Source organism: Paraburkholderia sp. BL6665CI2N2 (assembly GCF_004366535.1).
Lineage (GTDB): Bacteria > Pseudomonadota > Gammaproteobacteria > Burkholderiales > Burkholderiaceae > Paraburkholderia.
Genome location: NZ_SORC01000001.1, coordinates 3,051,828 through 3,076,266, shown reverse-complemented (window position 1 = coordinate 3,076,266; position 24,439 = coordinate 3,051,828). Strand labels below are relative to the sequence as shown.

17 protein-coding genes and 1 pseudogene are annotated in these 24,439 nt (G+C 63.8%); 5 read left to right on the top strand and 13 right to left on the bottom strand.

Annotation, left to right across the window (positions count from 1 at the left end):
* The first annotated feature begins 12 nt into the window (after positions 1 to 12).
* A complete protein-coding gene (locus B0G81_RS13660; protein ID WP_134136248.1) occupies positions 13 to 381 on the top strand; it encodes a Rieske 2Fe-2S domain-containing protein in 369 nt (122 codons plus the stop codon).
* The gene (locus B0G81_RS13655; RefSeq protein WP_134136245.1) at positions 378 to 1,511 is read left to right on the top strand and encodes a porin; all 1,134 of its coding nucleotides are present in this window, start codon (positions 378 to 380) and stop codon (positions 1,509 to 1,511) included. Before B0G81_RS13660 ends, B0G81_RS13655 begins: the two co-directional genes overlap by 4 nt.
* A gap of 63 nt (positions 1,512 to 1,574) precedes the next feature.
* Here B0G81_RS13655 and B0G81_RS13650 read toward each other — a convergent pair whose 3' ends face one another.
* Positions 1,575 to 2,642 (bottom strand): catalase, encoded by a 1,068-nt coding sequence (locus tag B0G81_RS13650; RefSeq protein WP_134136243.1) that lies wholly within the window; start codon positions 2,640 to 2,642, stop codon positions 1,575 to 1,577.
* Positions 2,643 to 2,858: 216 nt separating this feature from the next.
* Entirely contained in the window at positions 2,859 to 3,365 is a 507-nt protein-coding gene (locus tag B0G81_RS13645) for a hypothetical protein (protein WP_134136240.1), read from the bottom strand.
* Between the two features lie 319 nt (positions 3,366 to 3,684).
* On the opposite strand from B0G81_RS13645, the gene B0G81_RS13640 reads away from it, so the two are divergent.
* The gene (locus tag B0G81_RS13640) at positions 3,685 to 3,912 is read left to right on the top strand and encodes a hypothetical protein (protein ID WP_106284719.1); all 228 of its coding nucleotides are present in this window, start codon (positions 3,685 to 3,687) and stop codon (positions 3,910 to 3,912) included.
* A gap of 124 nt (positions 3,913 to 4,036) precedes the next feature.
* On the opposite strand, the gene B0G81_RS13635 is transcribed toward B0G81_RS13640, so the two are convergent.
* Genes B0G81_RS13635 through B0G81_RS13620 form a run of 4 tightly spaced genes read right to left on the bottom strand, consistent with a single transcriptional unit; the run spans position 4,037 to position 13,235 of the window.
* Positions 4,037 to 5,545, bottom strand: a complete 1,509-nt coding sequence (locus tag B0G81_RS13635) for an efflux transporter outer membrane subunit (protein ID WP_134136238.1) — start codon at positions 5,543 to 5,545, stop codon at positions 4,037 to 4,039.
* Positions 5,542 to 8,862 carry an efflux RND transporter permease subunit gene (locus B0G81_RS13630; protein ID WP_134136234.1) on the bottom strand — a complete coding sequence of 1,107 codons (3,321 nt, stop codon included), beginning with the start codon at positions 8,860 to 8,862 and terminating at the stop codon, positions 5,542 to 5,544. The genes B0G81_RS13635 and B0G81_RS13630 overlap by 4 nt, the downstream gene beginning before the upstream one ends.
* Entirely contained in the window at positions 8,859 to 11,984 is a 3,126-nt protein-coding gene (locus tag B0G81_RS13625; RefSeq protein WP_134136229.1) for an efflux RND transporter permease subunit, read from the bottom strand. Before B0G81_RS13625 ends, B0G81_RS13630 begins: the two co-directional genes overlap by 4 nt.
* Positions 11,985 to 11,999: 15 nt before the next feature.
* Positions 12,000 to 13,235 carry an efflux RND transporter periplasmic adaptor subunit gene (locus B0G81_RS13620; protein WP_134136225.1) on the bottom strand — a complete coding sequence of 412 codons (1,236 nt, stop codon included), beginning with the start codon at positions 13,233 to 13,235 and terminating at the stop codon, positions 12,000 to 12,002.
* A 420-nt stretch (positions 13,236 to 13,655) separates the two neighbouring features.
* On the opposite strand from B0G81_RS13620, the gene B0G81_RS13615 reads away from it, so the two are divergent.
* A complete protein-coding gene (locus tag B0G81_RS13615; protein ID WP_116121199.1) occupies positions 13,656 to 13,871 on the top strand; it encodes a hypothetical protein in 216 nt (71 codons plus the stop codon).
* A 33-nt stretch (positions 13,872 to 13,904) separates the two neighbouring features.
* On the opposite strand, the gene B0G81_RS13610 is transcribed toward B0G81_RS13615, so the two are convergent.
* Positions 13,905 to 15,740, bottom strand: a complete 1,836-nt coding sequence (locus B0G81_RS13610) for an ABC transporter ATP-binding protein (protein WP_134136222.1) — start codon at positions 15,738 to 15,740, stop codon at positions 13,905 to 13,907.
* A gap of 305 nt (positions 15,741 to 16,045) precedes the next feature.
* Between B0G81_RS13610 and B0G81_RS13605 the strand changes: the two genes are divergently transcribed.
* Positions 16,046 to 17,212, top strand: a complete 1,167-nt coding sequence (locus tag B0G81_RS13605) for a hybrid sensor histidine kinase/response regulator (protein ID WP_116121202.1) — start codon at positions 16,046 to 16,048, stop codon at positions 17,210 to 17,212.
* A 27-nt stretch (positions 17,213 to 17,239) separates the two neighbouring features.
* On the opposite strand, the gene B0G81_RS13600 is transcribed toward B0G81_RS13605, so the two are convergent.
* The 6 genes and pseudogenes from B0G81_RS13600 to B0G81_RS13575 form a co-directional block, all read right to left on the bottom strand.
* Positions 17,240 to 19,822, bottom strand: coding sequence for a response regulator (locus B0G81_RS13600; protein ID WP_134136216.1), 2,583 nt, complete (start codon positions 19,820 to 19,822; stop codon positions 17,240 to 17,242).
* A 17-nt stretch (positions 19,823 to 19,839) separates the two neighbouring features.
* Positions 19,840 to 21,066, bottom strand: coding sequence for a hypothetical protein (locus tag B0G81_RS13595; RefSeq protein ID WP_134143104.1), 1,227 nt, complete (start codon positions 21,064 to 21,066; stop codon positions 19,840 to 19,842).
* Positions 21,067 to 21,428: 362 nt separating this feature from the next.
* Positions 21,429 to 21,614: a DUF3563 family protein gene (locus B0G81_RS13590; protein WP_116148168.1), complete on the bottom strand. Its 186-nt coding sequence runs from the start codon at positions 21,612 to 21,614 to the stop codon at positions 21,429 to 21,431.
* Positions 21,615 to 21,803: 189 nt separating this feature from the next.
* Positions 21,804 to 22,790 carry an alpha/beta hydrolase gene (locus B0G81_RS13585; RefSeq protein ID WP_208328532.1) on the bottom strand — a complete coding sequence of 329 codons (987 nt, stop codon included), beginning with the start codon at positions 22,788 to 22,790 and terminating at the stop codon, positions 21,804 to 21,806.
* Entirely contained in the window at positions 22,787 to 23,470 is a 684-nt protein-coding gene (locus tag B0G81_RS13580) for a response regulator transcription factor (RefSeq protein ID WP_116121207.1), read from the bottom strand. The genes B0G81_RS13585 and B0G81_RS13580 overlap by 4 nt, the downstream gene beginning before the upstream one ends.
* Before the next feature lie 241 nt (positions 23,471 to 23,711).
* A pseudogene (locus B0G81_RS13575) lies at positions 23,712 to 24,335 on the bottom strand (DUF2345 domain-containing protein); the annotation flags it as partial.
* Positions 24,336 to 24,439: the final 104 nt, after the last annotated feature.

Here is a 24,439-nt window from a genome sequence, read left to right as displayed (position 1 = left end):
GGAGACGAGGCGATGAACGCGGCGAATCCCGAACCTCGTCAAGGCTTTCTCTGCGCGCTCGATGACATTGCCGACGGCGGCGCGCTTGAAATCCCCGCCGGCCAGGCCGGCGCGCCAGGCGTTGTGGTTCTGCGCCGCGGCGACGACGCGTGGGCGTACCGCAACATGTGCCCGCATTTTTCGATTCCACTGAACTACGAACCGAACACGTTCTGGGCCTACGACGCCGAATTGCTGATGTGCGCGCATCACAGCGCGATGTTCCGCTTCGAAGACGGCGTCTGCATCGATGGCCCGTGCGAGGGGGCATCGCTCACGCCGGTCGATATCCGCATCGAACGACGACAGATATTCAACAACGACTACAGGGGACAAGCATGAAGAGTAAAAAGCCGAAGCGCCTGGCTATCGCAGGCTGCACGTTCGCCTGCATCGCGCCGGGTATCGTGCCGAATATAGCCAGCGCGCAAAGCAGCGTGACGCTGCAAGGCGTGATCGATGCGGGCGTCACGTATGTGAATAACCAGCATGGTGGCGCCGCGACGCTGTTCGACAGCGGGGTGCTGTCGCCGGACTTGCTGACGTTCAAAGGCAGTGAAGATCTGGGCGGCGGCAACAAGGCGATTTTCGAACTCACCTCGCAGTTCGATCTGGGCAGCGGCGCGACGATTCCGGGCGCAGGGCAGATCTTCAACCGCACGGCGCTCGTCGGTCTCACCAACGACCGCTTCGGCTCGCTCACCTTCGGCAACCAGTACGACTTCATGTTCGAGACGCTGACGCTCGGACTGTATGACGGTGCGTTCCTCTTCGGCGGCATCTACGATTTTCGCCAGGGGCCGTTCACCGCGCTGGGTGTGCCGAATAATCCGACCGGTTCATTCGATTTCGACCGCATGGCAGGCGCCACGCGAGTAGGAAACTCGGTCAAGTATCGCAGCCCGGACATTTCGGGTTTCACCTTCGGCGCGCTGTATGGATTCGGTGGCGTGCCCGGCTCGTTCTCGTCGGACTCGACTATCAGCTTCGGCGCGAACTATGCGAACGGCCCGTTGGGCATCGGCGCGGCGTATGTCGAAGTGAAGTATCCGCAACTGGGCGACGGTCACGACGGCATCCGCAATTTCGGCTTCGGCGCGCACTACAACTTCGGCAGCGTGCTGGGAATGCTGCTCTATACCAATACGAAAAATACCGCGAGCGGCGCGAAGATCGACGTCTACAAGGGCGGTGCGTCGTGGACGATTTCAGGTCCGTGGACGCTCGGTCTCGACTACGCGTATATGAAGGGCAACGACGTGCTGCTGAACAACAAGGCGCAACAGGTCACCACCGCGTTGCAGTACAACTTTTCGAAACGCACCACCGCTTATGTCGAAGCGATCTATCAGCGCGCCAGTGGCGACGCGGCTGTGACGCGGGCATGGATCAACGGTCTGCTGCAACCGGATGGCGCGGCGAGCAACCGGTCACAGACGCTTGCGCGCATTGGTTTGCGTACGAGCTTTTGACAAGACAGGGCGCACGGTTTTGTCGAGAGGCTTCACGAAGATCCGCCTGGGTGCATGCGGGCTTCACACTGGCCCAATGCACCGGCGCGCCTCCTCGCTCGACAAGACGCCGCGGTCCTTGCGATTCGCGGCGCTGGCCGCGTAGACGTCTTGGCGGGCGTGCGTGATGCCGAGCGGTTCGAAGCCGTTGGCCGGGTTGAAGGCCATCTGGTTGATGCGCGCTTCGTCGTCGGCCGAAGGCGGTGACGCAATCTCCAGCACGCCGATCGCAATCGGCGACCCGGCCCATACCACCGATGCATTGTTGACCGGCGTGCTTTCTTCATCCACGAAGAACTGCGCGCAGAGCTGCCACTTGAGCGGAGCTTTTTTCAGGCGGTTCAACAGGTCTTCGCGCAGATAGTCGTCGCCGTGACGGTCGCCGTCGGTGCCTGGCGCCGTGGCGTCTTCGGGTTGCAGCGAGTACTTGATGGCTGCGGGACCGAGCTTCACCACCGAGCCCCAGAACCGCTCGGTCGTCAGGCTTTCGACGGAGCGCAGCGTCGTTTCCCTGGCCAGGATCGCGACGATACGTGCCGTTTCGGCGGGGCCCAGCGTGCCGTTCAACAGTTCGATCGACGCCTGCTCCAGTGCTCCGCGCGCGCCTCTGGCAATCTGGGCGACGAGGATATCGGCGAAGTCCATGAATTGCACCGCGTTCCGCGCGTGCGAACGGCCGCCCTCGTTGGTCATGAGGAGGTCGGTTTCCATGCCTTCGGCGGTGAAGAACTTGATGGCGACACCACGAACATCCGCGGCCTGGTCGGAGAAAGGGCAGGGCTGGCCGTTCGAAAAACGGCAGGCGACCCGATAGCAAAGCGAGCGCTCCAGATCGTCCTGCTTCGCGAAAGGACCATGCTTGAGCGCGATGGGTATCGTTTCGAAGATCCGCAGCGTGCCGAAGGCGCCGAGCGTTTGCTTCTGATGCTGGCCGCGGTCGACGCGTCCGTCCAGATGAGTGGCGCTGCTCGCGGCAATCGTCGCCTGCTGTGCCTTGATTTTCTCGACCAGCAGCGCGATCGCCTGAGCATTGTCGGGCTGGTCGATCCAGCCGGTGCCGCGTTCTGCCATGTCGGGGGAGTCGTTGGCCATGCTCGTGCTCCATCAAGATTCGCTGCGATGGGAATGCGTCCAGGCCTGCGCCGCGCTGCATTGGCAGAAGTGCCACTGCTGGCGCGCATGGATGTGCACTACATCGTAGACTACGGCGCAATCGAATGCATCATGGCTTGAGCAGCCGGCGCGTGATCACGTCGATTACATGGATCACGTCGATCACGGCGGCCGCACGAGCGGCGTTTCACCCGATTAGTGCACGCCCGATGGGTTCGGCGGCGGCAATGCCGGATCGAGCTTGGCGGACTCTCTGACGAGCTGTTCCGTCATCGCGGCTCCGACCGCGTTCGAGCCGCGACGAGGCTGGTCGTCGTGTGCAAACGGCTCGGGCGGTGGGAGCGCCGGATCGAGCTTGGCCGATTCCTTGACGAGTTCGTCCGTTGCCGGGGTCGAGAGCGAGGTGGAGTCGCGGCGGTGCAGACCGTCCCGGCTGCGGCCGGGTTGCACAACGGTGGCTTTTTTTGAATCGGTGCCGGCAAGCACAGTGGCCACAGCGGGTGTTTGGACCGTTTGGGGATGCGGTTGTGCCGGTTGCTGCTGCATTTGCGCGGCGTGTTCAGTTGACCGTTCGGGCGCGGGCGCGGGCGCGGACGAGATGTGTCCCTGCACGGATTGGGCGGGGCTCGGCGCGGGAGCGCGAGTGGCGATATCCGCGCTCGCGGCGGGCGGCGGCGTGCCGATTGCGTGGTCGGCTGTCACCTGTAACGTGCCGGACTGCACTTTGTCTGAAGCCGACGCCGCGGAGCCGTCCGAAACGGCTGCGGGATCGCGGGTCGCCGGATCACTTTTTGGGGACAGTAGGTAAACGGCGAATCCGACCTCTGCCAGCACCAGACCGACTACCAACGCTTTTCCGATCTTCCTCATAATTAGCCAACGGTGCTCAGAGCGATGCGAGCGCACATGATAACCAACCGGCCGCTGACGGTTTGTAACGAGAGGTATGCGGAAGTAACCAGAATACCCGGCGCGGAGCGTGCTAGATTGAATTTACTGCGCCATCAACGGAGTTGTTGCCATGGACACTCATTCGATTCTGGGCATGATCCACGCTGAAGAGGCACTACTGGTCTCCATCGTGCGGTCGTTGCCACCGGACGTGCGGCGCGCGGTCGCCAACGATTTCCACGAGCAGGCTCAACTCGCCGAGACGTCGCATCTGAATCCCACCACCGATCGCGAAGCCAGCGACGCGTTCAAGGCTCACATCAGACGGCTGTCGAATATGCTTGCTTCGCTATCCTGAGATAGTCGTCGCGCGGTGAACCGGGCTTTGTCGCGGCGTCGCCGACGCGGCATCGGATCGCCGGCGCGGTGGCGGCGAAAGAAAACGACCAGCGTGCTTAGCGAACGGATCGGCAAGTCAGGGCTTACGGCGACGCGTTCTGTTGCCCCGTCCTGCGCGGATCACTCAGTTCGCTATCGGACCAGCCGCCGCCCAGGTCGCCGATCAATGACGCCGCATCGAGCAAGCGTGTTTGTTGCACGTTCAATGCGGTTTGCTGAAGATTCAGTTGAGCGGCTTGCGCAGTCGCCACCGTCGTAAAGTCCACCGTGCCGGCCTGGTATTCATTGCGCGCAATCTCGGTGCCGCGCGCCGCATCGCGGACGGCGCGCTCCAGCACCTCGGATTGCTGCGCGAGGATGCGCAAGCCGGCAAGGTCGTTCTCCACGCCCTGGAACGCCGCCAAAACGGTGCCGCGATAATTGGCCACGGCCGCTTCGTACGACGCCTTTGCCGCATCGACCTGCGCACTGCGCTGCCCGCCGTCGAACAGCGTCTCGCTCGCCTGGCCACCCAACGACCACACGTAGTTGCTGATATGCAGCAGGCCGGCCAGCGGCGATTGCGTGAAGCCGTCCAGCGCCGACAGTGAGATCGTCGGGTAATACGCGGCGACGGCCACGCCGATCGCGGCGTTCTGCGCCGCCATCTGACGCTCAGCGGCGGCAATGTCGGGGCGGCGTTGCAGCAGGGTGGACGGCACGCTGACCGGAATGGACGGCAGAGTCGGCAGCATGGTGTTCGGAGGGATGTCCAGCTCTTCCGGATTCTTGCCGACCAGCACGGCGATCGCATGAACATTCTGGGCGCGCGCGACGCCCAGCGCGATCAGACTCGATTGCGCCGACTCCAGTTGTGTCTGCGCGCTCACCAAGTCTGACGGCGGCACGGTGCCGGCCTTGTCCTGCTCGGCGACGACGCGCAACGATTGCTGGAACGCGTCGACGGTGTGAGTGAGCAGGTCGATATTCGCGTCCGTCACGCGCAGATCGATGATCGCGTTTGCCAGCGCGATCTGCTCGGAGAGCGTGGCGTTCGCTAGCGTCGCCTGAGTCGCTTGCGCGGTGGCGGCGCTCTGCTCGATATTGCGTCGCACGAGACCCCACAGGTCGGGCGCCCAGCTGGCGTTAGCTTCGAGCGAGCCGGCATTGTTGATGCGCTGAAAACTGCTCGCCCCGCCAAAGCCGCCAAGTGAGCCGCTACTGAAGTTGCCGGTCGACGAACGTGCGCGGGTTGCCGATCCCGTCACGCCGATCGTCGGAAACAGCGCGCTGCGTGCAAGCCGCACTTCGGCCAGTGCCTGCTGGTAATTCGCATAGTCCTGGCGCACGGTCTGGTTCGACACCGACACGAGCGGCTCGAATTCATCCATGAGCCGGTCGTTAAAGCCCCTCCACCAGTCGCCCTTCGGAAACTCGGCGGCGGGCTGCGCTTCGGTCCAGCCGGGCAGTTCTTTCCACGTGGCGGGTGTCGCGACGGGCGGCCGATGATAGTCGGGGCCGACCGTGCAGCCGGCGGTCAACACCGTCGACAACGCAGTCGAAAACACCAGCATCGCGCCGGCCAGTCGGGTGGGGGAGATCGTCTTCATCATGAACTCGTATCCGGTGCTTCGCCGCGGCGATTCCACGGCAGGCGCGCTGACCATCTGGCGAGTCGCGCGCGCAGCCGGTCGAGGTACAGATAAATCACCGGCGTCGTGTACAACGTAAAAACCTGGCTGACGAGCAGGCCGCCCATGACCGTCACGCCGAGCGGCTGGCGCAGCGACGCGCCCTGGCCGGTGCCGATCGCGAGCGGCACGGCGCCCAGCACGGCGGCGGCGGTCGTCATCATGATCGGACGCAGGCGCACTACCGCGGCCTCGTGAATCGCATCGCGCGCGTTCCTGCCTTCGTGGCGCTGCAACTGGATCGCGACATCGACCATCATGATGCCGTTTTTCTTGACGATGCCGATCAGCAGAATGATGCCGATCATCGCGATCACAGAAAAGGGCGTGCCGAAGATCAGCAAGGCCAGCGTTGCGCCAATGCCCGCCGACGGCAGTGTCGACAGGATCGTGAGCGGGTGCACCGTGTTCTCGTACAGCACGCCGAGCACGAGATAGACCACCACCAGCGCGGCGAGAATCAGCAGCGGCACCGCGCCCATCGACTGCCCATAAGCTTGCGCGGCGCCCGCGAACGCGCCATGCACCGACGCCGGCATGCCGATATCACGCTCGGCCTGCGCAATGATCTGACCGGCTTCGCTCAGCGATCCGCCAGCCGGCAGATTGAACGAGATGGTGCCGGCCACGAGTCCGCTCTGGTGGTTCACCTGCGTCGCGGTGTGGCTGTTCGAGAAGGTCATCAGCGCGGCGAGCGGCACCATGGTTTCGGCCGCTGTGCTGTCGGCGCTGCCGCTCGAATTGCCGCCCTTGCTGTTCGAAATGCTGTTGGTCTGCTGATTCGCTTCGGCATCGGCGTTCAGCGAATTCGTGTTCGCGCTGGTGCTCGACGCGCTGCTGACAGCTGCCGGCTGCTGCACGGCTTTAACGGTGGCGCGCGACATCTGCGTCTGCTGCGTGCCGTTCGCGTTGCCCGCGGCGGTGCTCAGGTAGATCTGATTGAGCGCTTGCGGATATTGCCAATAGGCCGGCGCGACTTCCATCACGACAAAGTACTGATTCAGCGCGTTGTAAATGGTCGACACGGTGCGTTGTCCGAACGCGTCGTACAGCACGTTGTCGATCTGGTTCGGCTGAAAACCATAACGCGCGGCGGTCGCGCGGCTGAAATTCACATAGGTTTGCAAGCCGTTCTGTTGCAGATCCGAGTTCACATCCTCCATCTTGCTGCGGTATTTGCCGAGTTCGGTCATGAGTTTCGGCACCCATGTGAAGAGTGCGTTCGCATCGTCGCTGGTGAGCGTGTACTGGTATTCGGCCGCGGCCTGGCGTCCACCGATCTGCAGATCCTGCTGCGCCTGCAGGAAAAGCCGCGCCCCCGAGACGGCGTTGAGTTTTGGCCGCAAGCGGTTGACCACTTCAGTCGCCGACAGATGGCGTTCGGCGAGCGGCTTGAGTTCGATGAATACGTTCGCGGTATTCAGCGCGCGTCCGCCGGTGAAGCCTGCGACCGAGGCCACCGCGGGGTCCTGCTTCACGATCGACTGCAATTGCGCGAGCTTCTTTTCCATCGCGCCGAACGAGACGCTTTGGTCGGCAATGATCTGTCCGATTAGAATGCCGGTGTCCTGCTCCGGAAAGAACGTCCCGGATAGGAGCCGTGCAAGAAACACGTTGGCCACGAGCAGGCCGATCAGCAGCAGGACGACCGCGAGCGCGTGATCGAGCGCCATCGCGAGCGAGCGGGAATAGGCCTGTTTGAAGCGCTCGAACTGCGCCTCGATCCAGCGTGCCCAGCGTGCCTTTGAATGCATCGCGCGTTCGTGGCTGAGCAGGTAGGCGCACATGACCGGCGTGACGGTCAGCGAAATGATCAGCGACAAAATGATCGCGATCGATAGCGTGACCGCGAACTCGTGAAACAGCAGGCCGACAATGCCGGGCATCAGCAGGATCGGCAGGAACACCGCGATCAGCGAGAGGCTCATCGAGATCACGGTGAAGCCGACCTCGGCGCTGCCGCGCAGCGCGGCTTCTTTCGGCTCGAGGCCGGCTTCGAGATGACGCACGATATTTTCCAGCACCACGACCGCGTCGTCGACCACGAAGCCGGTGCCGATGGTCAGCGCCATCAGCGAGAGATTGTCGATGCTATAGCCGAGCAGATACATCGGTCCGAAGGCGCCGACGATCGAGAGCGGCAGCGCGACCGCCGGAATCAGCGTGGCGCGTGGTGACAGCAGAAACACGAAGACCACGCCCACCACCAGCAGCACTGCGATGAACAACGTGCGCTCGGTATCGGCCACCGAGGAGTTCACCGACTCCGAGCGGTCGATGGCGACGTTCACATGAATCGCGCTCGGCAACGCGGCTTCGATGATCGGCAGACGGGCGCGGATTTGCCCGACGGTCTGCACGACGTTGCTGCCCGGCGTCGGATAAACGATCACGAGCACCGCCGACTTGCCGTTGTAGAGTCCGGCATTGCGAATGTTTTCATTCGAATCGCGCACCTGGGCGACGTCGCGCAACAGCACGGGTGCGCCGTCGCGATAGGCGATCACCACGTCGCGATATGGCGCGGCCTTGCTGATCTGATCGTTCGATGTCACCACGTAGCGCTGCTCGCCCTGATCGACATGGCCTTTCGCGCTGTTCGCGTTCGCCGCGCCGATCGCCGCGCGCACGTCTTCGAGGCCGATGCCGTAGCTGTTCAGCTTGCCCGGCTCCAGTTCGACGCGCACCGAGGGCAACGCGCCGCCGCCGAGCGTGATCTGCCCGACGCCGGTGACTTGCGACAACTGCTGCTGGATCACCGAATCGGCGGAGTCGTAGAGCTGGGCTTTGGTCAGCGTGTCGGAGGTCAGCGCGAGCACCATGATCGGCGCGCCGGCCGGGTTGTACTGGCGGTACGTCGGGTTGCTGCGCAGCGTGGTCGGCAGATCGGCGCGCGCGGCCTGAATGGCGGCCTGCACGTCGCGCGCCGCGCCGTTGATATCGCGGTTCAGGCCGAACACCACGATGATCAGCGACGAACCCACGTAACTGATCGAGGTGAGCTGGTTGACGTCGGCAATGGTGGCGAGACGCCGTTCCAGCGGTGCGGCAACCGTTGCCGCCATGACTTCCGGACTCGCGCCCGCCATGTTCGCCTGCAACGCGATCACCGGAAAGGCGATGTTCGGCAGCGGCGCGACCGGCAGGCGGAAATAGGCAAGCGCGCCGGATATCAGGATCGCGAACGCCAGCAGGGCGGTCGCGACCGGGCGCCGGATGAAGAGCGCCGAGATGTTCACGGCGCGTTCTCCGGCGGCGCCGCGGCGCCGTCATTCGCGGCGCGGCGGCGGTTCTTCACACGCTGCGCGAGGCGGTCGAAGAACAGATAGATCACCGGCGTCGTGAACAGCGTCAGCACCTGGCTGAGCGTGAGCCCGCCGATGATCGCAAGACCCAGCGGCCGGCGCAGTTCCGAGCCGGTGCCGGTGCCCAGCAGCATCGGCAGCGCGCCGAGCATGGCGGCGAGCGTTGTCATCAGGATCGGCCGGAAGCGCAGTAGCGACGCTTCGAAGATCGCTTCGCGCGGCGGCTTGCCGTGCACGCCTTCCGCTTCGAGCGCGAAGTCGACCATCATGATCGCGTTCTTCTTGACGATGCCGATCAGGAGCACGATGCCGATGATGCCGATCACGTCGAGATCGCTGCCCGCGATCATCAACGCAAGCAAAGCGCCGATGCCGGCCGAGGGCAGCGTCGAGAGAATCGTCACCGGGTGAATGTAGCTTTCGTACAGCACGCCGAGCACGATATACACCGCGACCAGCGCGGCGATCAGCAGATACACCTCGCTGGAAAGCGAATCCTCGAACGCCTGGGCCGCGCCCTGGAACGAGGTCGTGATGGAAGGCGGCAGATCCACCGCTTTCTCGGCGTCGCGGATTTGCGCCACGGCGGCGCTGAGCGACGCGTCCTGCGCGAGGTTGAACGAGATCGTGACCGACGGGAACTGCGCAAGGTGGCTGATCAACAGCGGCGATTGTGTGATGCTGATCTTCGCGATGCCCGACAGCGGCACCTGCCCGGTGCTGCTCGTTTGACTCGGCAAATACAGATTGCCGATCGACTGCACAGTGGGAATCGTCTCGGGCTTCGCCACCAGAATCACGCGGTACTGATCGGACTGCTGGAAGATGGTCGAGACGATGCGTTGGCCGAGCGCGTCGTACAGCGCGTTGTCGATCGTGGCCGCCGTGATGCCGTAGCGCGCGGCAAGCTGGCGGTTCACTTCGACGTTTACGCTCAGGCCGTTGGTGTTCAGATTGCTGGTGACGTCCGTGATCGCGGCAATCTGCTTCATGCGCGCGATCAGCGCAGGCACGTATTGATTGAAAGCTTGCTGGTTCGGCCCGCGCAGCACGAAGTTGTACTGGTTGCGCGAGATCGAGGTGTCGAGCGTCAGGTCCTGTTCGGGCTGCAGATAGAGGCGAATGCCGGGCACGTCGGCGACTTCCTGCTGGATGCGGCGGCCGATCTCCTCGGCGGTGATCGAGCGGTCGTCGCGCGGGCGCAGATTGATCAGGAAGCGGCCGTTGTTCAGCGTCGGATTGGTGCCGTCGATGCCGACATACGAGGTCAGCGACACCACGTCGGGATCCTTCAGAATCGCGTCGGCGAGGGCGCTTTGACGCCGGACCATGGCCGTGTACGACACCGAGTTGTCGGCCACGCTGATGCCCTGAATCACGCCGACGTCCTGCACCGGAAACAGTCCCTTCGGAATCACGATGTACAAAATTGCGGTGAGCGCCACGGTGACCAGCGCGACCACCAGCGTCAGCATCTGGTGATCGAGCACCCAGACGAGGCCGCGCTCATACGCGGCGAGCGTCTTGTCGAACAGGCCTTCGCTGATGCGCTCGAAGCGGCTCGGATGACGTTGCGCCTGCGCGCGCAACAGACGCGCGCATAGCATCGGCACGACGGTCAGCGAGACCACCGCGGAGATCACGATCGTCACCGCGAGCGTGATCGCGAATTCGCTGAAGAGCCGGCCGATCACGCCGCCCATGAACAGCAGCGGAATCAGCACGGCGATCAGCGAGACCGTCAGCGAGAGGATCGTGAAGCCGATCTGTCCGGCGCCTTCGAGCGCGGCTTCGAGCGGCGTCTTGCCTTCCTCCAGATAGCGCACGATGTTCTCGATCATCACGATCGAGTCGTCCACGACGAAACCGGTCGCGATGATCAGCGCCATCAGCGAGAGGTTGTCGATCGAATAGTTGAGCTGGTACATCACGGCGAGCGTGCCGATCAGCGAGACCGGCACGGAGATGCTCGGAATGATGGTGGCGGGCACGTTGCGCAGGAACACGAAAATCACCAGCACGACCAGCACGACGGCGAGCACCAGTTCGAACGCGGCGTCCGAGACCGACGAGCGGATCACGCCCGTGGTATTGGCGACCACCGTGACTTGCAGGCCGGCGGGCAGCGTCGATTCGAGCGCCGGCAGTTGCTTCATGATCTGGTTGACGGTGGCGATCACGTTCGCGCCCGGCTGACGCTGCACGTTCAGCACGATGGCCGGCGTGCGGTTGTACCACGCGCCGCGTTCCACATCCTGGGCGGCCTGGCTCACGCGCGCGACGTCTCGCAAATACACCGGCGCGCCGTTCTGATACGCGATCACCGTGGCCAGATAGTCTTGCGGATCGACGATCTGATCGTTCGCGTTGATCGTGTAGTCGAGCTCCGGGCCGTCGAAATTGCCTTTCGGCTGGCTGACGTTGACGTTCGCGAGCAGCGTGCGCAGGTCGTCGAGATTCAGGCCGTAGGCGGCGAGCTTTTGCGGGTCCGCTTCGACGCGCACGGCCGGCACATTGCCGCCGGCGGTTGTGACGAGACCGACGCCGGGCACTTCGGAGATCTTGGTGGCGAGGCGATTGTTGGCGGTGTCCTGCAACTGCGTCAACGACATGGACTTTGACGTGACCGCGAGCGTGAGGATCGGCTGATCGGCCGGATTGACCTTGGCGTAGGTCGGCGGCGCGGGCAGGCCGGCCGGCAGGAAGCTGTTGGCGGCGTTGATCGCCTGCTGCACGTTCTGTTCGGCGATGTCGAGATTCAGCGAGAGATCGAATTGCAGCGTGATCACCGACGCGCCTTCCGAACTGTAAGACACCATCTGCTGCAAGCCGGGAATCTCGCCGAGCTGGACTTCGAGCGGCGCGGTGACGGTGGTCGCCATCACGTTCGGACTCGCGCCGGGGTAAAAGGTCTGGACCTGGATGGTCGGATAGTCGACAGCCGGCAGCGACGAGACCGGCAGGAAGCGCACCGCGACCAGGCCGACGAGCACGAGCGCGACCATCAGCAGCGACGTCGCCACGGGCCTCAGGATGAACAGACGGGAGAAGTTCATCGACGGGGTGGCGTGCTATGAAGCTGTGGATGCAGCGTCGGCCGCGGACGCGGAGGCCGGCCGTGCGGCCGGCGTGGCCGCCGGCGCACCCGCGGCACCCGAGTCCGGCCGCGCCGCCGACGCCTTGATCTTCAAGCCGTCGCTCAAGCGGTCCATGCCGTCGGTGACGACCACGTTGCCGGCGGCGAGCCCCGTTGTGATCACCGTATGCTGACCGTCGCTGGGTCCCAGCGTGACCTTGCGCACCGATACGGTGTTGTCGGCGTTGACCAGATACACGTAGTCGCCGGGCGCGCCGCTCTGCACCGCGGGCGTCGGCACCAGCACCGCGTTTTGCAGCGTGTCGACCAGCAGTTTGACGTTGACGAATTCGTTGGGGAAGAGCGCCTCGTCGTCGTTGGGGACGGTTGCGCGCAATGTGACGGTGCCGGTCGCGGTCGCCATCTGGTTGTTGATCGCGTAAAGCGTGCCGGTCGCGATCTGCCGGGAATTGTCACTGCTGAACACGGCGACGGGTAACTGCGCGACGGCGTTGACGCGTTGCAGCACCTTGTCGAGCGCGGTTTGCGGAACCGTGAACTGGACGGTGGTCGGCTTCATCGTGGTGATGACCGCAATGCCCGGTTGACTCGACGCGGTCACGTAGTTGCCCGGGTCGACGAGCCGCAGCCCGACCCGGCCTGACACCGGCGCAGTGATGCGGCAGTAGATCAGGTCGAGATCGAACTGGGCGATGTTGGCTTCGTCGGCCTTGACGGCCGCCTCGTCCTGCAGGACGAGAAACTTCTGGTCCGCATAGGTCTGCTCGGCGATCGACTTACGCTCGTTGAGCTGGGTAAAGCGCGCGAGATCGGCGCGCGCCTGGGCGAGCGCCGCCTTGTCCTTGGCAAGTTGCGCCTCGGCCTGACGCTTGCTGATTTCATACTGGCGCGGGTCGATCTGCGCGAGGAATTGGCCTTTCTGCACGTCCTGGCCTTCGCGATAGCCGACGGCGGTCAGGTAGCCGCTCAGTTGCGGCAGCACGGTCACGGTGGCAACGGGCGTCACGGTGCCCAGTTCGCTCAGCGTCTCCGGCATCGGTCCCGTGGTGGCGGCGGCGACCGTTACGACCTGGGGCGCCACGCCGGGCTTGGCCGGCTTCGAGCGCAATACATGAAACACCACCAGGGCGATCAGCGCCAGCACCACGATTGCGAACACGATGCGGCCACGCCGCGGACGCTTGACCGGGATCGTCGACGCTTCGCTCATAACGGTCTCCCGCCGGATGCGTGGCACCCGGCGAACGCCGTCGATGGACGGTCCGGCCAATGGCTGTCGAAGAGCGTCATACGAACTCCCAGGATGGGCATCGCCGGTGCCGGCGACAGGAATCCACACAATCACGCCCAGAGTCTATCCGACTGTGGAGCTAATTCTCGCGACACCACCTTGACGGGCGTTTCGATTTGTTACGGTCGGCCGGACCGTGGCGCCGTGCCGTCTACCCCGGCGCGAGCGCGGCCATACGGAAAAAAGTAGCAACGACGCGGACCGTGATGGGGGAACAAGCGAGGCATACGCGCAGCCGAGGTGTAACCGCGTAACTCGACGCAACAGAACCGTAGCCCGAATGTCGGGGTCGCTCGCTAGCATGAGGGCCTTGTCCAGTCTCAACCGACGAGGTACCCGATGCTGAGCCATCATGAACTCGCGACTCTGCTGCGTCTCGCTGACACCGGGCGGCGTCCGGAAGCCATCGATCCCGATGTGCTCGCGCTGAGCCGGTACGAGCTGATCGAAATCGACCGGCGCGAGGAGGGCGTGATGGTGGGCGGCGCGTCGACGCTGCGGCTGACGAACCGGGGCCGTGAACTCGTGCGCCGTCTGTTCGGCGGCGGCGTGTGAAAGAACGACCTTGCGGCGTCGCCGGCGTTTCGATCACATGAGATCGGGGCGCGGCGCCGGCGTGCGTCTGATCTGCCGGGCCAGCGTGTCGCGATAGATGCCGGGCACGGCGGCCAGCTCGGCCGGCGTGCCTTGCTGAACGACGCGGCCGCGGTTGAGCACCACGATCCGGTCGAACGACTGCAAGGTCGACAGCCGGTGAGCGATCGCGACGACGGTGCGATGCTGCATGAGCCGTTCGAGCGCGGCCTGAATGGCGATCTCCGATGCGGTGTCGAGCGCCGAGGTCGCTTCGTCGAGCAGCAGGATCGGCGAGTCTTTCAGAATGGCGCGGGCAATCGCGATGCGCTGCCGCTGTCCGCCGGAGAGTTTGGTGCCGCGATCGCCCGCAATGGTGTTGAGCCCTTCCGGCATCGCGTTGATGAAATCGAGGCAGTAGGCGTCCTCGCACGCGCGGCGCACGTCGGCCTCGGTGGCGTCGGGGCAACCGTAGCGGATGTTGTCCAGTAGTGAGCGGTGAAACAGCGACGCGTCCTGCGGCACGACCGAGATGGCGCCTTGCAAGCTTTGCAAAGTGACATGCGCGATGTCCTGGCCTGAGATGCGCACGCACCCGGAGACCGGCTCGTAGAAGTGCTGAAGGAGCGCGAGGATGGTCGATTTGCCCGCCCCCGAAGGGCCGATCAGACCGACGCGCTCGCCCGCGCCGATATGCAGGTTCAGGCCGGTCACCACCGGGCGGCGGCCGGGATACGCGAAGGTCACGTTTTCGAAGTCCACGGTGGGCTGCCGGACTTCCAGCGGCGCCGCTCTGGTGGGTTCGGGCATGGCGTGCGGGATCAGCAATGTTTCGGACGCTTCGCCGAGCCGGGCGACGTGCTGGGTCAGGTCGACGAACGCCACGGCGATGTCGCGCGAACCATGCAGGATCGAGAAACCGAGCGAGCCGACCAGGACCACGTCGCCAGTGGTCGCACGGCCGACGCTCCACAGCCACACGGTCCAGCCGAGCACGCACGCCGACAGGACGGAAGTGGCGAGCGCGTGCAGCAGGCGCAGCTTTTCGAGGTAAAGCACGCTGCTTTTGCGGGCGTCGCTTTCGACCGCGAGCAGTTCGTCGAAGCGGCGCCGTTCCATCACCACGGCGCAGAAGGCGCGCACGAGGCCCATATTGCCGATCACGTCGACGAGTTCGCCGTCGACCGAGGCGGCCCGCGCGGCGAATGCCTCGTGCCGCGCCGTGCCTTTGCGCGCCAGCAGGAACAGGCAGAACGCCAGCACGGCGGACATGGCAACCAGCGTCAGGCTCATGGGAATGCTGACCGCGCCGACCATGACGATCGCCCCGACCACGGTCAGGCTCGGCGGCAAGGCCGTCCATGCCACCGTGTTTTCGATCACGTACACCGCGTTGGCCGTCGCCGAAATCCGGCTGGACAGAACGCCGGGTTGCTTGTCGGCGAAGAAGGTGGGGGCGTGCACCGTGAGATAGTCGAACATCTCGCGCCGGATATCGCCCGTCACGGCCACGAACGTGCGCGCCGAGACCCAACCCGCGATGCGCCAGAACAGATTGTCGGCGAGGATCAGCGCGACCAGCACGGCAAACGCGTGAATCACGTGTTGCGGGTGGGCGCGGCCGTTCGGCAACGCGTCGATCAGATTGCGGATCCCATATTGTGATGCCAGCGCGCAGCCGACCGCCGCCACGACACTCGCCAGCACCACGGTGTGCGTCAGCTTGCGGCGCGCCACGTAGCGCCAGATCAGCCGGATGGGCCGCCCGGCGTAGCGCGACAGCACGCGGGATTGCCGCCGTCTGCGCACGCGCCCGGCCCGGCCGGCATCGCCATCGTTGGACAGTTCCATGGCACCGCACTTGTTCGAAGGGTTCCGGCGTCCATGCTGTGCGGTCCCGCGGCGCAGGCGACAGTGGATCAGTCCGGCTCTGTCGGTACGCAAGCAACGTGCCGTTATGCGCCGCGAGCCGGTCTGGTTTGCGCTGATGCATATCGGATAAGGCTGTGCGGTGATTCCCCATTTTTCGCGAGACGCGATACCCTATACTTCCAAACGCCAAAACGATCCGGTGCTTGCCGCGCGGCAAGCCATTTTTATCATCCGTAACGTGGGTTTCGTTCAATGTCGACCCGCCGCCATCCGCTGGGAATGCGATGAGTGACCCTATGCAGCCGCCGTTTTCCGTTCTCTTCGTCGACGACGACGAGATGTCGCGCAATCACTTCGCGCGCGCGATGAGCGCCGATTACAAAGTGTATGTCGCCCAAGGCGCCGACGAGGCGATAACGGTGCTCGGCAAGCACGCCTCGGAGATTGCCGTGCTGGTGACGGACTTCCGCATGCCGGGCCGCGACGGCGACGATCTGCTGCGCCAGGTGGCGCGCGAGTATCCGCAAATCGTGCGCATTCTCGTGACCGCTTATGCCGACAAGGACATGCTGCTGCAAACGGTCAATACCGGCGACGTGTTCCGCATTATCGAAAAGCCGCTGCGAACGGACATGGTGCGCGAGGTGCTGCAACTCGCAACCGCGCGCTACACGGAACGCGAAACGCGTCAGCAGCGGCTGCTCGCCATGGACGAGACGCTCGCCTTCCTCGCCCACGAACTGAACACGCCGCTCGCCACGATCTCGCTGTTCGCGCGCTCCGTCGAGAATGACGTGGCCGAGCAATACGATCCGGAGCGTCAGCGGGAGATCGGGCTCGCCGCAAAGTCGATGTTGAACAATGCGCAGTATTGCCTGACGCTGATCTCGTCGTTCTGGGCGACGGTGCACAAGAGCGGCGGCCAGAAGTCCGCCTCGGGCGGCGGCACGCGCGCCGTCAGGGCGACGCGCCTGATCGCCACGCTGCTCGACACCTATCCGTTCGTCGCGTCACAGCGCGATTGGGTCAAGGTCGACGTGGAAGGGGATTTTATCGTGCATGCCATGCCCAATTGCGTGGCGCTCGTGCTGTCTTCGCTGTTGTCCAACGCGCTGCGCGCGCTCGACGGCAGCAGCGCGCCTGCGTTGCGGCTCGAAGTGGTGGCGTTCCCTGAGCCCGAGATCCGCATTCGCGACAACGGCCCGGGGATCGCGCCGGAGGTCAAGGCGCGTCTGCTGCAGGATCCGGTCACCACGTACGCCGGCGCCGGCGGCCACGGCATGGGAATGATCTTTTGCAACCGCATCATGCAATCGTTCGGCGGATGCCTGCGAGTCGATTCGACGGTCGGCGCGGGGACGACGGTGACGATGGGTTTTCCGGGGTTTAATAGCCGCCTCCACGCCGCTGATGACGAGGAGCCGTCCGCTAGTCAGGCGGCTTTGCGGTGATCTGGATGGCCTGCATGGCAATTTGCGTCACTCCTGATCGCTGAAATAATCCCGATGCTCACGGCCCGTCTTGGCCGTGGCGAAATACGTCTGCAGCGCATCGGTCGAACGCTCGCTCAGGATATCGATTCGCGCGAGCCAATCGGGTTCCACCGGCCATTCGCCTTGCACCACGCGCGGATAGATTTGCCGCGCGAACTGATGCAGCGCTCGCGCGCCGAGATTGCCGCTCACGCCGAGCAGGATGTGCAACACGCCGTGCGTCGATTCGAGGTCGCCGGCTGCGGCACTTGTCGCAAGCCGCGCCACCAGTTGACGGATCTGCTCGATGCCTTTGAGAAACGATTCGTCGAGCAGATCGAGCGAGGCCAACTCTTCGAGGTGTTTCTCGTCGAGCAGTTCGCTGTCCGTCACGATCGGCAGTTTGCCGGCCGGCGTGGCCGCCGGCGTCGACGATAGTTCGGTTTGCGCCGGCGCGTTCGAGTCACGTTGCCGGCCAAACTGTCGTGCGAGGCACGCGTAGAGCGAACCGGCTTGCACCGGTTTGATCATGACTTCGTTCATGCCCACGGCGAGACAGGTCTGCACGGCCTTGAGATCGGACTGGCTGGTCAGCGCGATGATCGGCACGGTGGCATACGAGTCGGCACGGGCGCGAATCGACGCGGTCGTCTCCAGTCCGCCCATGCCCGGCATATTCATATCCATGACGATGGCGTCGATCACGCCGTCCGCCTGCAGATGCGCGAGCACGGCCTGCCCATGCTCGGCCTCGACGACGCTTGCTCCGCATCGTTCCAGATAGGCTTTGGCCACCAGCCGGCTGTAGGTGTCGTCGTCCGCGACGAGGATCGATTTGCCGGAGAACGCGTCGGATTGCTGGCTCAGATGGTGGCGGTTGCCGTTTTCGAGAAGCGCCTGCAGCGTCGTGATCAATTCGAGCACGCTGCAGGACTTGCTGATGATTCCGTCCATGCCGGCGCGCCGCGCGAGTACGCGCACCACGCTTCCGGGCTCGGCCGTATAGGCGGCAATCAGGATATTCCAGCTTGGATAGTCGTGAGCGGCGCGAATTTTCTCGGCGGCCGTATAGCCGTCCAGAACCGGCATGTTGATGTCCATCAACACGAGGTCGTAAGGGGCCGACTCGCGGAGCACGGTCAATGCAACCGCGCCGTTTTCCGCTTCGCTGACGAATGCGCCCACTTTCGACAACGCACGACAGGCGCGCGCACGCTGACCGGCGTCGTCGTCCACGACCAGAATGCGCCTGTCTTTGAAGACGGGCGTGGCGCACTCAAATATGTGCCGCTCGTGGTCCACGATTTCGCTCTTTGGCACAACGGGAAATTGCAGCGTGAATTCCGTGAACCTGCCGACTTCCGAGCGGCAACTGATACTGCCGCCGAAGGCGCGCATGGCGCGCTGGCAATAGGCGAGCCCGAGCCCCGTGCCGCCCGAAGTCTCCGCGGTACGGAACGGCTCGAACAGATGCGATACCATCGCGGGCGCAATGCCGGGACCGGTGTCGCGAACCATGACCGACTGCTGCTCGATGGTCAGGATAAGCGTGGCCGCCGGATGCGTGGCGATGTGATGGAGCGCGTTCTTGATCAGATTGAACAGCGTGAACAGATAGACGGTTTCGTCGACCTTGAAGGTGAAGTCCTCCCGCACTACGAGCCTGACCTTGTCGCGTTCCTTTTCGTCGGCAAAGCCGTATTCTTCCAGCGCCTTTCGGGTGGTGCTCGCCGCACTCAGATAAGCGAGGTAGTCCGGACGAATCGGTTTGGCGCTGACTTCGTCCAGCGTCATGGCAATAATGCGCAGGCCGCGCTCGATCGACAACTGCCCTTGCGCGAGATGACGATACAGCCCGGCGGTATTCCCATTCCTGTCGCGTCGATCGTGCGTGTCGTGCACGAGCGCGAGCGGGCGTTCGGGTCCCCAGGTTGCGGGCAGCGCTTCTTCCACGCGATCCAGCACGTAGCGCAACTGGCTCAGAGGATTGCGCATTTCATGCGCGATCGAACCGGCGAGCGCCTGCAGCGCACGGTTCTTTTCAACGAAGATGCGTCCTTTACTGATCGCATGACTAAACGCCATGCTGCACAGGACGACGACCGGCAGCAAGGCGAGATTCGACTGATCGGCGGCGGTCACGACAATCGGCACCGGCGAACTGAGCACCGCGGCAAGCGCCCCGGAGAACACGCCAATGCCGATGCAGCCCATCAGCAAAAGCGGATTGTCGATGCACAGCGCCATGATGAAGATCATCATGACCTCGGTCATCATCCACATGGTGGAGAATGAATTTCTGATCGCGAGGAATGTGCAAACGAATGGCAGGACGTAGATCAGGCAGCAATGCCAATAGATCAGCAGGTAATGATTGAACCGCTTCGGCCAGCGCGCCTGAAAAATCAACGGAATGCAGACGAGCGCCGCGCTCAGTCGAAGGGAAAGATTGTCGTAAGGCTGCGGCAGGACATAAGTCCAGACTACATAGTAGATCGGGTGGCACAGGAGGCCCAGTGCGCCGCCCCATCGTATTGCAAACCGGCTTCGTTCCAGCACGTCCCGCATGCTCTCGCGCGGCATGACCATCAGGCCTCCAGTGACATTTACGAGCCCATCAATTCTTGCTTGCCGCGAAGTTGTGCAGCCGCCGGCTCGATCGGTGAACCGTCCTTTCCGTGGAAAGGGCCGACCGCGAAACCGTACTTCTTCAGCAGGCTGTGCGTGTACGAGACGGACCACACGGGCGGGCTGCCGATGATGAAGTCGGACGCAATGCCTTCCTGCCAGGCGGAGTAGCCTTCGGCGAAACAGGTATAGCAGTCGCGCGTGGTCGGCAGCCGGAACGGGAACGCGGTGTTGAGTCCGGCCGGCCCACGGGCGAAGCACTCAATATATAGCGTATGTCCGCGTGAAGCGAGTTCGGCCTCGACGCTCGCCGCCCGCGGGTGGGAGTCGTCGATCCAGAACTGCGCGCGCCTGAGATCGGCCGCGGTGAGGTAGGGCACGCTGGTGCTGCTCGCCAGAATCGCGCCGTCGAAGTCCGGCAGTGGGGTGTCTGGACTGAAGGTGTGCACGGAGACGCGCGTTTTACCGAGCAGGTCCGATGCCATCAACTCCCTCGCTTGCTCGGTGAGCAGATTCACCTTGTCCGGCAGATCGATCAGAACAAGCTCGCGCGGCGCATCTTTGTAGAGCGCGTATTTGGCCACCGTCGTGCCGAGCCGGCCAGCCGCGCCGAATAGAGCAAGCTTGGTGTTGCCGAATTCGAGGTCGAGTTCATTGCAGCAGTGCATGGCCCAGTCTTTCAGCATCGCGGCGGTGGCGGCGTGGCCGGTGGTGATATGCGGCGGTTTGATGTCGCGCGGCAGGGCTCCGTAGTTGCACGCATAAGGCGTGGAGGCGCCCATCGCCACCATGTTCAGGCCGGCCTGTCTTGCCAGCTCCAGGGCCGGGAAAAATTGCGTCTCGCGAAATCGCTTGATGCCGCGCGGGCTGCCGAGCCACATTTCGAGCGGCACGGGACAGGCGATATTGGCGCCGATGATCTGCGATCCCGAATAGATGGGTGAGGCAATGAAAGGCCTGGTGTTCCAAAGCTCTTCTTCGAATGAGGCATTTCGATGCTTCACATTGTGAAAAGAAAAGGAAAGGGTTTCCCAGTCGGTCGCGTGAAAGAGAAACCCGACGCCGCCTTGACCGGCCGGCAGGTTGTCCCGGATCTCGTCCGGGGGGATGGTGTGCTTAAGTTTTAAGGCGCCCGTTTGAAGTTGACGACCCCCGATTTGCCCTTCGGAATAGGTCTGTATTTCGTGGTGAACAGAAGTTTTCATTTGTTTTCCCTTTGATTGAAACTCGCGTTGGACGATCAGCGCGACAAAGTCGACTGGCGTGTTGGATGGTCGACCCTTCAACTCTAGAGAAAACTGATGCGGCGTGCGCGTCTGTTGCTTCGCATTGCCGAGAATGGACATCTCCGGCGATCGGGCCCGGTAGATTTTTCCAACGAGAAGATGCGATGGCCAAACGGGCCGGAGAAGCCGGAATCTTTCCGTTGGAAAATTTTGGGCCGCCGTATGAACGAGTGGCGTCACTGAGTTCGGCGCTTCGCCGGGAGCAGGCGAGCCAGTCGGTCCGCACCTCATGGACCCGTTTGAGCGACGCGCACATTAAAGCGTGGGCGGCACGACGTGCTTCACATCCTCCCTTCATGCGGCGTGCTCGCCCCATACCAGCGTACCGGATCCGCATGCGTTTCGACCACGTTGATGCGGTGCTCCAGATCGACCAGATCGGCCGACGACGCCAGATAGGCGTCGCGTTCGTGGTCGTCGGTGGTGATCAGCAAGGCGCTCAGTTTCTTCGCGAGCTCAGTGAACATGATTTTCTCCAGTCCGTGTTGCGACGAGCGTTGCGATCCGACTGTGGGAGTCGGCGTTGCCCGTCGATGGAATGGAGCTTAGGCGCGAAGAATGAGCCGGAAATGAGCGCGTGAAACCGGCGAACCACAGCTCGGCCTCGGGTGAATTTCGAACTCAAACGCGCGCGGCGCCGGCCGAGGCTGGGGGATTTATTCGGCGCTGCTGGGCGGGCGCGACGTTGCGATAAACGTGTTGATCGCGGCGGCCAGCGCGTGCGGGTATTGATACATCATCGCGTGGCCCGCCGAACGCACCACGAGCAGTTGCGCATGCGGAATCTGTTCGGCGAGCGCTTCCGAGTTCTGCTTCGGCAAGACCTGATCGTCGGCGCCCGTCAGGATCAGGGTGGCGAGGCGGACGTTTTTCAGCGCCGCAGCGGCGGCCTCGTCACCGGCCCAATCGTGCAGCAACGCGGACTGCCCCTCGGTCACGGTCGCGGACATGGCGGGCGGCTGATAGCCGGCCGGCTGGAACATATTCCGACGGAAGCACCGTTGCGCTGCGTCCACGGCGTTGGGCGGAAACAGCACCCGCATGACGTCCATGAAGGTGGTGCCCGCTTTGCCTGACAAGGTGGCTTCGACCTCGGGCGTCACCGGCACGCCGAGCGATCCCGGCGCGGGCGCGCTCATGAGGACGATGCGCCGCACGGCGAGCGGCGCATCGAGCGCGAGTTGCTGGGCAATGGCGCCGCCCATCGACCAGCCGACGAAGGTGACGTCGGAGAGTCGCAGCGTGTCGATCAGCGCAGCCGCGTCGAGCGTCATGTCCCGCATCGTAAAGCTCGATGCCGCCGGTTCGGAGCGGCCGATGCCGCGGTTGTCGAAGACGATGACTTCGTGCCGTTTGGCGAGATCGGTCAGAAAGGCCGCGTCCCATTCCGCGACCGTCGCGCGAAAGCCGGTTTGCAGCACGATCGGCGTGCCGTGGCCGAAACGGTAGTACGCGATGTCGCCGTTCACCGTATGCGCGATCTGCTCGCGAATCGACGGTTTGTGGTCCGGGCGATCGGCAACGACAGGGCAGGCCTTCTCGTTCGCGAAGTGGACGGTTTTCGCTTCGACGAGCGCGGGCTGCGTGGCGCCGAATAGCGCGACCAGCGACGTTGCGGCGACGAGCGCACGTAGGCGCGTCATGACGCCGGGCCCTTGCCGGCTTCGCCGAGCATCACGGTCCAGCCGAGCCCGCGTACATTGCGAATCACCGAGAGGCCGAATTTCTTGCGCACCGAATGAATCAGCACGTCCACCGCGTTGCTTTCGACCTCTTTGCCCCAGCCGTACAAACGGTCCTCGAGCTGTTCGCGCGACAGGATCGTGCCGGGGCGTTCGAGAAACGCGAGCATCAGCGCGAATTCACGTGCGGACAGCACGGTTGTTGCGCCGTTGCAGGTCAGCGTGCGCTTGTCGAGATCGAGGCTCAGCGATTCATCGCCGAGACGCGACGAAGCGTAGCCCGCTTTGCGCCGCAGCACCGCACGGATGCGGGCGAGCAGTTCGGGGACGTCGAAAGGTTTGAGCAGGTAGTCGTCGGCGCCGACATCGAGACCCTGTACGCGCGAATCGAGATCGTCGCGGGCCGTCAGGATCAGCACCGGGACCGCGTTGCCGGCCGCGCGCGACGACTTCAGCAACTCGATGCCGCTCATGCCGGGCAAGCCCAGATCGAGCAGCACGACGGTGTATTCGGCATTGGCCATCGCGTCGCGCCCGGCGACGCCGTCTCTCACCCAGTCGACGCTATAGTCGGCGTCCTTGAGTGCACGCAGCAGACTTTGACCAATCTGCAGGTCGTCTTCAACAAGGAGAACTCTCATGATCGTCCTGTCGGCAACAGTCAGGTTGTGCCTGACTCGCAGCTCGCGCGCGCATGGCCGGACCACGGTAAGCGGGCGATTGAATGATAACCGATGCACGCGCGGCGGCATGATCCGGCGTGCCGTTCTGGACGAACGGATGAGAAGTCTTGTGCGTGCCGACGCGAGCGTGGGCGTGGAACGATTCGAGGACTTCGCTGCGCGCGAAGCGCTGAGGTGGAGGGGACTCGTGGCGTGCCGACATCCCGCTGGCGTTGATCTGGATATACGAGCCGCCCGCGCCGATCCAGATTTCCTTCGACGCGGTGATGGCGATCTTGCCGTCCGTGCTGGTGATCGTGATGTCCTTCAGGGCCGCGAGCGCGATCTGGTCGCTCTGCGCCTGGATATCGACCTTGCCTTTCGCGGCGACCCGTTTCAGCCCAAGCTGGTAGGCGAACATCGAGATCGCACCGCGCACCGACGCGAACAGTGAGCGCCCGGACGACACGCTCACGTCGCGGCCCGCTGTCACTGCATGATCCTGCCCGCTCACGACGTGCGTTCCCAGCGCGGCGGTCATGCCGATGCCCGCCGCGCTCGCAACGACAAGATCGGGTCGCGTCATTTCGGGGAACGGATTTTCACGCCAGCGGGCGGTGTCGCCCCGGATCGCGTCGTTCTGCGCCTTGATGGCTTTCGCGGCGTCGTGCTGGCTCGCGTCGGACGACTGCGCGTTGTGCTGCTGCGCGAGCTGCGCCGTGTCCTCGTGTTGCGCGCGCGCCTGCGTCAGGCGCTGCACCATCTCGCCCATGTCCTTCGCGGGTGACTGCGCACCGCTGCGCGTCTCGGTGGTCACCAGCATGCCGTGGTTGCGCAGCACGCCCATGCAAATACCCGTGTCGTGGAAGCGACCCGAGAACGTGAAATCAGACGACGCTGGATATAGTGGAATGGCCTCGTCCCACCCTCGGTGGTAGTGCACGAAGG

Coding starts and splice junctions, on each gene's coding strand:
- B0G81_RS13655 (WP_134136245.1), top strand. CDS start 378: ATGAAGAGTAAAAAGCCGAAGCGCCTGGCTATCGCAGGCTGCACGTTC.
- B0G81_RS13595 (WP_134143104.1), bottom strand. CDS start 21,066: ATGAAAACTTCTGTTCACCACGAAATACAGACCTATTCCGAAGGGCAA.
- B0G81_RS13640 (WP_106284719.1), top strand. CDS start 3,685: ATGGACACTCATTCGATTCTGGGCATGATCCACGCTGAAGAGGCACTA.
- B0G81_RS13590 (WP_116148168.1), bottom strand. CDS start 21,614: ATGTTCACTGAGCTCGCGAAGAAACTGAGCGCCTTGCTGATCACCACC.
- B0G81_RS13580 (WP_116121207.1), bottom strand. CDS start 23,470: ATGAGAGTTCTCCTTGTTGAAGACGACCTGCAGATTGGTCAAAGTCTG.
- B0G81_RS13620 (WP_134136225.1), bottom strand. CDS start 13,235: ATGAGCGAAGCGTCGACGATCCCGGTCAAGCGTCCGCGGCGTGGCCGC.
- B0G81_RS13615 (WP_116121199.1), top strand. CDS start 13,656: ATGCTGAGCCATCATGAACTCGCGACTCTGCTGCGTCTCGCTGACACC.
- B0G81_RS13585 (WP_208328532.1), bottom strand. CDS start 22,790: ATGACGCGCCTACGTGCGCTCGTCGCCGCAACGTCGCTGGTCGCGCTA.
- B0G81_RS13625 (WP_134136229.1), bottom strand. CDS start 11,984: ATGAACTTCTCCCGTCTGTTCATCCTGAGGCCCGTGGCGACGTCGCTG.
- B0G81_RS13600 (WP_134136216.1), bottom strand. CDS start 19,822: ATGGTCATGCCGCGCGAGAGCATGCGGGACGTGCTGGAACGAAGCCGG.
- B0G81_RS13610 (WP_134136222.1), bottom strand. CDS start 15,740: ATGGAACTGTCCAACGATGGCGATGCCGGCCGGGCCGGGCGCGTGCGC.
- B0G81_RS13605 (WP_116121202.1), top strand. CDS start 16,046: ATGAGTGACCCTATGCAGCCGCCGTTTTCCGTTCTCTTCGTCGACGAC.
- B0G81_RS13635 (WP_134136238.1), bottom strand. CDS start 5,545: ATGATGAAGACGATCTCCCCCACCCGACTGGCCGGCGCGATGCTGGTG.
- B0G81_RS13660 (WP_134136248.1), top strand. CDS start 13: ATGAACGCGGCGAATCCCGAACCTCGTCAAGGCTTTCTCTGCGCGCTC.
- B0G81_RS13650 (WP_134136243.1), bottom strand. CDS start 2,642: ATGGCCAACGACTCCCCCGACATGGCAGAACGCGGCACCGGCTGGATC.